At 68.0% G+C, this 7,592-nt stretch carries 9 protein-coding genes; 7 read left to right on the forward strand and 2 right to left on the reverse strand.

Annotated elements, in window-relative coordinates; translation table 11 throughout:
- Positions 1-151: 151 nt before the first annotated feature.
- Positions 152-1,216: an LPS export ABC transporter permease LptG gene (lptG, locus tag M3461_19130; GenBank protein MDQ3776315.1), complete on the reverse strand. Its 1,065-nt coding sequence runs from the start codon at positions 1,214-1,216 to the stop codon at positions 152-154.
- A gap of 225 nt (positions 1,217-1,441) precedes the next feature.
- Here lptG and M3461_19135 point away from each other — a divergent pair, with 225 nt between their 5' ends.
- The 7 genes from M3461_19135 to hisC are packed head-to-tail and all read left to right on the forward strand — an operon-like array spanning position 1,442 to position 7,151.
- Positions 1,442-2,059 carry an ABC transporter substrate-binding protein gene (locus M3461_19135; GenBank protein MDQ3776316.1) on the forward strand — a complete coding sequence of 206 codons (618 nt, stop codon included), beginning with the start codon at positions 1,442-1,444 and terminating at the stop codon, positions 2,057-2,059.
- 1 nt (position 2,060) lies between these two features.
- Positions 2,061-2,417: an STAS domain-containing protein gene (locus tag M3461_19140; GenBank protein ID MDQ3776317.1), complete on the forward strand. Its 357-nt coding sequence runs from the start codon at positions 2,061-2,063 to the stop codon at positions 2,415-2,417.
- Positions 2,418-2,438: 21 nt separating this feature from the next.
- Complete coding sequence (locus M3461_19145; protein MDQ3776318.1) at positions 2,439-2,702, forward strand: BolA/IbaG family iron-sulfur metabolism protein; 264 nt, start codon at positions 2,439-2,441, stop codon at positions 2,700-2,702.
- Positions 2,703-2,741: 39 nt separating this feature from the next.
- On the forward strand, positions 2,742-4,001 hold the full coding sequence (gene murA / locus M3461_19150) for a UDP-N-acetylglucosamine 1-carboxyvinyltransferase (GenBank protein ID MDQ3776319.1): 1,260 nt from the start codon (positions 2,742-2,744) through the stop codon (positions 3,999-4,001).
- A gap of 35 nt (positions 4,002-4,036) precedes the next feature.
- A complete protein-coding gene (gene hisG / locus M3461_19155; GenBank protein ID MDQ3776320.1) occupies positions 4,037-4,693 on the forward strand; it encodes an ATP phosphoribosyltransferase in 657 nt (218 codons plus the stop codon).
- 8 nt (positions 4,694-4,701) lie between these two features.
- Positions 4,702-6,048, forward strand: coding sequence for a histidinol dehydrogenase (hisD, locus tag M3461_19160; protein MDQ3776321.1), 1,347 nt, complete (start codon positions 4,702-4,704; stop codon positions 6,046-6,048).
- The gene (gene hisC, locus M3461_19165; GenBank protein ID MDQ3776322.1) at positions 6,045-7,151 is read left to right on the forward strand and encodes a histidinol-phosphate transaminase; all 1,107 of its coding nucleotides are present in this window, start codon (positions 6,045-6,047) and stop codon (positions 7,149-7,151) included. The genes hisD and hisC overlap by 4 nt, the downstream gene beginning before the upstream one ends.
- Before the next feature lie 213 nt (positions 7,152-7,364).
- On the opposite strand, the gene M3461_19170 is transcribed toward hisC, so the two are convergent.
- Positions 7,365-7,592, reverse strand: a 228-nt coding sequence (locus M3461_19170; GenBank protein MDQ3776323.1) for a hypothetical protein, incomplete at its 5' end; no start/stop codon positions are given.

The raw sequence follows: 7,592 nt of genomic DNA on the forward strand, positions 1-7,592 counted from the left end.
GCTCCCGCGCCGCCACCCGATAACGGTCGCGGTGGGGGAGCCGATCTGGCCCGAGGGAGAGGGTTGGGACGCCGCCGTCGCCCTGCGCGATGCGGCACGCGAGCAGATCCTCCGCCGCTGCGGCGAGTCCGACCTGAGCTAGATCCAGCGTTCAGGGCACTCGGCGCAGGAGCACGAGCGCGAGCGCGAGCGTCACCAGGGCCGGCGCCGTGGCGGAGAGCGCCGGATACAGGTTGAAGACCACGCCCAGCGAGCCAGCGGCCTTGTTGACGAGGTGAAACACGGCACCGATACACGAGCCGACCACCACGCGCCGGCCCGTGCCTGCCCGGCGCGGGTTGCCGAGCACGATCGGGATGGCCAGCAAGACCATGGCGCCGGTGGCCAGGGGATAAGCACCCTTGAGCCACAGGGCATGCCGATACTGCCGGCTTTCCTGGCCGTTGGCCTCGAGGAACTCGACATAGCGGTACAAGTCGACGACCGACAGGTGGTTGGGGTTGATCGCCACGAGGCTGATGAGGTCGGGGTTGAGCAGCGATTCCCAGTTAGCGCTTTGCACGCGGCGTTCCTCGACCCGATCGGTCAGGAACAGCGTCTGTTCGATACCTTCGAGCAACCAGCGTCCGTCGCTGTAGTAGGCACGCCTGGCGCGGGTGCTGGTCTTGAGCCGGCCTTGCTCGTCGAACTCGTAGAGGAAGATCCGCTCCACCCGGTTGCCGGGCAGGATGGTACGGATGTTCACGAAGCTCCGGCCATCCCTGGCCCAGAAGCCGTTGCGGGTCTTGAGCGCGATCTTGTCGGTGGTGGCGATGGAGCGGCGATGTTGGGCCAATTGCTCGCACGGGGGGGCGACCAGCTCGCCGATGAGCACGCAGGCGACCATGATGAGCGCCCCCGCCTTCATCACCCAGGAGACGGTCTTCGACAGCGACACCCCTGCGGCCCGGATGACGGTCATCTCGCTGGTGCTGACCAGCGCACCGAGCGCGAACAGGCTGCCCAGGAGGGCGGCGACCGGGAACAGGTCGTAGCAGAGCCGCGGGATGCTCAACAGCACGAACTCGATGACCTGCAAGACTCCGTAGTGCCCGCGGCCGAGATCGCCCATCTCATCGACGAATTCGAAGAAGGAAAAGATCGCCGCCAAGGCCACGAGGACCGTGGCGGTCGAGGCCATGACGGCGCTGCCGATGTAGCGGGCCAGGATCTTCATTGCCCAGGAGGTTCTAAGCCCACGATCTCAACGCGCGATGGCGCCGTACTATACCTCAAGACCCGCCGTGTGTGGCCCAGGATCGGCACCGGGCGGTCGGTTGCGCGATGGGCGGTCCTCGCTTAGTTTATACTCCAAAGTTTACGGCGCGATCACGGGCCCCGCGGTTCGCGGGACTGCATGTCGCATCACCATCCCTCACCAGCTGGCGCGAGAGGTAGAGTCATGAAAAGGATAGGTCGCATGGGCCTCATGGCCGTGCTCGGCTTGTTCAGCCTGGCGTTAGCCGCGGTGCCGCGGGATCCCTCGGAGCTGATCAAGACGACCGCCGAACAGGTACGGGCGCGGGTGGCCGTCGAGCGCGATATCCTGCGTACCGACCGCGAGCGCCTGCATCAGCTCGTCGACGACGTGATCCTGCCACACTTCGATTTCGCCCAGATGTCCCAGCGGGTCCTCGGCGAGCACTGGCGGGGTGCCAACAGCACCCAGCGCGAGCGCTTCATCGATGAGTTTCGCAAGTTGTTGATCCGCACCTACGCGCTGGCGTTGCTGGACTATGTCGATCGGGAGGTCCGCTATTTCCCGGTGCGCGCCGAGCCCGGCGCCCAGAAGGTCACGGTCAAGACCGAGATCGACCGGCCGGGCGGGGCCGCCATGCCGATCAGCTATCGCCTGCACGTTATCGGCGATGCGTGGAAGGTGAACGATATCACGGTCGATGGGGTGAGCCTGGTGAACACCTACCAGGCGTCGTTTCGATCGGAGGTCCGCAAGGGCGGCATCGACGGCCTCATCGACAGCCTCGCGGCCAAGAATGCGACGAAACCGTCCCCGCAATAGCGTGACCCTGTCGCAGCGGGGGGCGGGTGTGTGGCACCTGGCGGGGGTGCTGGACATGACGTCCGTGCCGACGCTAAGCGACGCGGCCCACGCCCTCGTCGATGCCCCGGAGGTGCTCGTGGACCTCTGCGATGTGACGCGCATGGACAGCGCCGGGCTCGCACTCCTGGTGGACTGGCAGGGACAGGCGCGCGGGCGTCGCACCGCCCTGCGCTTCCGCAACCTGCCCGCGGGCATCGCGGCGATCGCCGAGGTCTACGGGCTCGGCGCCGTCCTGCCCGGAGAGGTCTTCGGGGCCCGGGAGCCTCTGCCGGCATCCGCTGGACGGGGCCCGCCCGACCCCCCTGTGTCAACATAGCGGCGTGAGCTCACCGAAGCCATGACCCCCACGGACATCCAGCGCTTGATCGAGGATGGGATCCCGGGTAGCCGCGCGCAAGTCCGGGGCGAGGACGGAGTCCACTTCGAGGCGTCGGTCGTCAGCCCCGCTTTCCGCGGTCTCAACGCCCTAGAGAGACACCGCCTCGTCTACCAGAGCCTCGGGCGCTCCATGGAGAGCGCCATCCATGCCCTGTCGATCGAGACCCTGACCCCCGAGGAACAGGATGCCCGGCTGCGCTTGCGGGGCGGCGGCGCGGAGTAGCCCGCCACCTCGCTCGCAGCGATCGCCGGCGGCGCGGCCGTGGACAAGCTGATCATCACGGGCGGCGTGCCCTTGCGCGGCGAGATCCGCGTCTCGGGCGCCAAGAACGCGGCCTTGCCGATCCTCTGCGCCACCCTCCTCTGCGACGGCGCGGTGACCATCGGCAACGTGCCGCATCTGCGCGACATCACCACCACCCTAGAGCTCCTGGGACGCATGGGCGTCGAGCTGATGGTGGATGATGAGATGAACATCAAGGTCGACGGCGGCACGTTGAACGACGTGCGTGCCCCCTACGAGCTGGTGCGTACCATGCGCGCCTCGATACTGGTGCTGGGTCCCTTGCTGGCGCGCTACGGCCGCGCGGAGGTGTCCCTGCCGGGAGGCTGCGCCATCGGCTCACGGCCCGTCAACCTCCATCTCCAGGGCCTCGCGGCGATGGGCGCGGAGATCACGGTCGAGGGCGGCTACATCCGCGCCTCGGCGGATCGCCTAAAAGGGGCGCATCTGGTCCTGGACCCGGTCACCGTGACCGGGACCGAGAACCTGATGATGGCCGCCACGCTCGCGCAAGGCGAGACCGTGATCGGCAACGCCGCGCGCGAGCCCGAGTTGGTGGATCTCGCGACCTGCCTCAATCACATGGGCGCGCGCATCGAGGGCGCCGGCAGCGACACCATCCGCGTGCATGGCGTCGACCGGCTGTCCGGGGCGCGTCACCACATCATGCCCGATCGGATCGAGGCCGGTACCTATCTGGTGGCGGCCGCCATGACAGGGGGCAAGGTCAGGCTCAACGGCGCCGAGCCCCACTACCTGGAGGCAGTGATCGCGAAGCTTATCGAGGCCGGTGCGGATATCGAGTCGGGTCCGGATTGGATCACCCTCAGGATGGCGCGGGGCAGACCGCGGGCCGTCGATGCCCATACCTTGCCCTACCCCGGTTTCCCGACCGACATGCAGGCCCAGTTCACGGCCATGAACTGCATCGCGGAAGGCACCGGGGCCATCACGGAATCGGTGTTCGAGAACCGCTTCATGCACGTGCCGGAGCTGGAGCGCATGGGTGCCGAGGTGCGCCTGGAGGGCAATACCGTGATCACGTCCGGGGTCGAGCGCCTGGTCGGCGCGCCGGTCATGGCGACCGATCTCCGGGCCTCGGCCAGTCTGGTCCTGGCCGGCTTGGTCGCAGAGGGCGACACGGTCGTGGACCGCATCTACCACGTGGACCGCGGCTACGAGGCGATCGAGGAGAAGCTCGCTCAGCTCGGCGCCCGGATCCGCCGCGTGCGGGGCTGAGCACCGCCCCTGCCGGTACCCCTTGAGCCATACACATGAGCCACGGGCTCACCTTGGCGGTCTCGAAGGGCCGCATCCTCGCCGACCTCCTGCCGCTCCTTGCCGGGATGGGCATCGAGCCCGCCGAGGATCCAGAGACCTCGCGCAGCCTGATCATCCCGGCCCGTGGCGGGGCGTTGCGGCTCGTGATCGTGCGCGCCGCGGATGTCCCGACCTACGTGGAATACGGCGCCGCGGACCTCGGCGTGGTCGGCAAGGACGTGCTCCTGGAGTACCCGGGGGAAGGACTCTATGAGCCGCTCGACCTCGGTATCGCCCGATGTAGACTGGTGGTCGCGGGACCCGTGGGCGGCGCCGAATGCGCGGCCGGCCGGCTCAGGATCGCGACGAAATATGTCCGGACCACGCGCCGGTATTTCGCCGGAAAGGGGGATCAGGTCGAGGTGATCCGGCTCTACGGCTCCATGGAGCTGGCGCCGCTCGTGGGCTTGGCCGATCGGATCGTCGATCTGGTCGACACCGGAAATACGCTGCGCGCCAACGGGCTCGCCGTGCTCGAAACCATCGCCGGGATCAGCGCCCGGCTCATCGTCAACAAGGCCGCCATGAAAATGAAGAACCTGGAGGTCAAACGCATGCTCGCGACGTTTTCGCGCGCCGCGACGCAGGGCGCCCAACGATCATCAGAGTAAGGCGCCCCATGACGATCCAGCCGAATTCAGTTCTCAGATTGGACACCCGCGATCCGGGGTTTCCCGAGCGGTTCCGATCCCTCGTCGCCCACGAGGACACCGCCGACCTAGCCGTGCTGGCCACGGTCCAGGAGGTCATCGCCGCCATCCGCCAGTGCGGCGATGCGGCGCTCTGTGAATACACCCGGCGTTTCGACCGCCACGAGGTCGTTTCGGCCGCCGTGCTGGAGCTGCCGCACGAGCGGATCACGGCGGCCGTGAACGACTGCGATGCGCGCCTGCGCGAGGCCCTCTTGGCAGCCGCGGCGCGCATCCGGCGCTATCACGAGTATCAGAGGATCGAGCCTTGGAGCCTCCTGTTTGGCGTTTTGGCCGAGGGCTCCGGCGATCTCCTCGGCCAGCGGGTGACGCCCCTGGAACGGGTCGGGGTCTATGTCCCGGGGGGCAAGGCCGCCTATCCTTCGACCGTGCTCATGAACGTCATCCCGGCCAAGGTGGCCGGGGTCGGCGAGGTGATCATGGCCGTTCCGGCGCCGGGGGGTGAGGTCGAGCCCATCGTCCTTTGCGCCGCCGGGATCGCCGGGGTCGACCGGGTCTTCACCATCGGCGGGGCGCAGGCGATCGCGGCGCTGGCCTATGGCACCGAGACCGTCCCGCGCGTGGATAAGATCGTCGGCCCCGGTAACCGCTATGTGGCCGCCGCCAAGGCCATGGTCTTCGGCCGGGTCGGGATCGACCTGATCGCCGGTCCCTCCGAGGTGGTGGTCGTCTGCGACGGCACGGCCCGCGCCGAGTGGGTGACCATGGACCTCTTGGCCCAGGCCGAGCACGACGAACAGGCCCGGGCGATCCTGCTATGCCCGGATCCCGATTTCATCGAGGCCGTAGCCGCGTGCATCGAGCGCGAGTTGCCGGGGATGGAACGCGCCGCCATCATCGCTGCCTCTCTGGCCGGACGCGGGGCCCTGATCCGCGTACGGGACCTCGAGGAGGCCCTGGTGCTCGCCAATACCATCGCCCCCGAGCACCTGGAGTTGGCGGTGGCTGACCCCGAGGCCTGGCTGCCCAAGGTGCGCCATGCCGGCGCGATCTTCCTCGGCTGCCACGCGGCCGAGGTCGTGGGCGACTACTGCGCCGGCCCCAACCATGTGCTTCCGACCGCCGGGACGGCGCGGTTCTCCTCACCGCTCGGCGTCTACGACTTCCAGAAGCGCTCCTCGGTGATCCGGTGCTCGGTAGAGACCGCCCGCGAGCTGTGTGGCATCGCCTCCCTCCTGGCACGCGCCGAGGGGTTGACCGCCCATGCCCGCGCGGCGGAGTGCCGGCTCGCGGAGCCCGAGCGAGCACGCCCGTGAATCCGGATCGGGGCCCATCGGGCACTTCGCCCGAACCGGGGCTGAACCGTTGGGTGCGCCCGGCGGTGCGCGAGCTCCGGCCCTATCACATCGAGGACGCCGCGGGCCTCATCAAGCTCGACGCCATGGAGAACCCCCACCCGTGGCCGGCCGAGTTGCGCGGGGCCTTTGTCGAGGCGCTGCGCTCGGTCGAGCTCAACCGTTACCCCGACGGTGAGGCGCGGGCCCTGAAGCAGCGGCTGCGGGGCTATCTCGGCCTTTCGGACGACACCGGCCTCCTGCTCGGGAACGGCTCCGATGAGCTGATCCAGATGGTCGGTCTGACCGTCGGCGGACCGGGCCGCTGCCTCCTCTGTCCGGAGCCGAGCTTTTCGATGTACCGCATCCTGGCCGCGGTCACCGGCATGCGGTATGTCGGGGTCCCGCTGCGTGGCCGGGACTTCGATCTGGACCATGAGGCGATGCAGAGGGCGATCGATCGGCACCAGCCGGCCGTGGTCGTGTTGAGCTACCCCAACAACCCGACCGGCAATCTCTTCGAGCGCCGATCGATCGAGGCCGTCATCGAAGCCAGTCCGGGGCTCGTGCTCATCGACGAGGCGTATTTCGACTTCTCCGGTGAGACGTTGCTCGACCGGGTCACCGGAAGGCCCCCGGTCCTGGTACTGCGGACCCTTTCCAAGATCGGCCTGGCCGGGCTGCGCGTGGGTTTCCTCATCGGAGACCCGCAGTGGCTGGCCGAGATCAATAAGGTACGCCTCCCCTATAACATCGGCGCCCTGTCGCAGGCAAGCGCCGATTGGGTCCTGTCCCATGCCGAGGTATTGCGCGAGCAGGCGCTCCGCATCCGCCGCGATCGCGATGCCCTGTGCTCGGCCCTGCGACGTTTCGAGGTCCTCGAGGTGTGGGTGAGCCACACCAATTTCCTCCTGGTGCGTGCGCCGGGGCAGGGCGAGTCGCTCCACGGCGGACTGAAAGCGGAGGGCATTCTGGTCAAATCACTGCACGGCGCGCATCCCCTCCTGGCAGACTGCATCCGCGTCACGGTCGGCAGCGCCGAAGAAAACCAGGCCCTGCTCGCGGCCCTGGCGCGTCGGCTGTAGCGCGCTCGGTTCGTACTGTCGCACGCCGGGAAGAGCGACGCAGATCCCGGCACCTGCGGCGTTCCGACTGCGTCGCCGGGATTCGGCTGCGCCTCTTCCCAGTAGCTACAAGACCATCGCGGTCAAGCGACTCTTAGCCCGACTTAGCCGATTCGGGGGGTACCGAGGTCCTAAGTGATTGATATCACTCATAGGGACCCCGCTAGGTCTGCACTACAGGGCGGTGGCTGATGACTGGCTGGCGGTGATCTTGGGCGGCGGTTGGGCGGGGAGCTCGAGCGCGAGTTTGTCCAACAGCAGCGTCAGCTCGGGCTCAGGCTGGGTGTAACGGGTGAGGACGAGCTCCCGACCGTCAGTGGTCGGGATGTGCACATCGAGCATCTGCATGGCGGCAAACTTCTCGATCACACTGCGCGGGGTCAACCCCGGCGCCAGGGGGTG

This window comes from Pseudomonadota bacterium, from assembly GCA_030860485.1.
In the GTDB taxonomy this organism is placed as follows: domain Bacteria; phylum Pseudomonadota; class Gammaproteobacteria; order JACCXJ01; family JACCXJ01; genus JACCXJ01.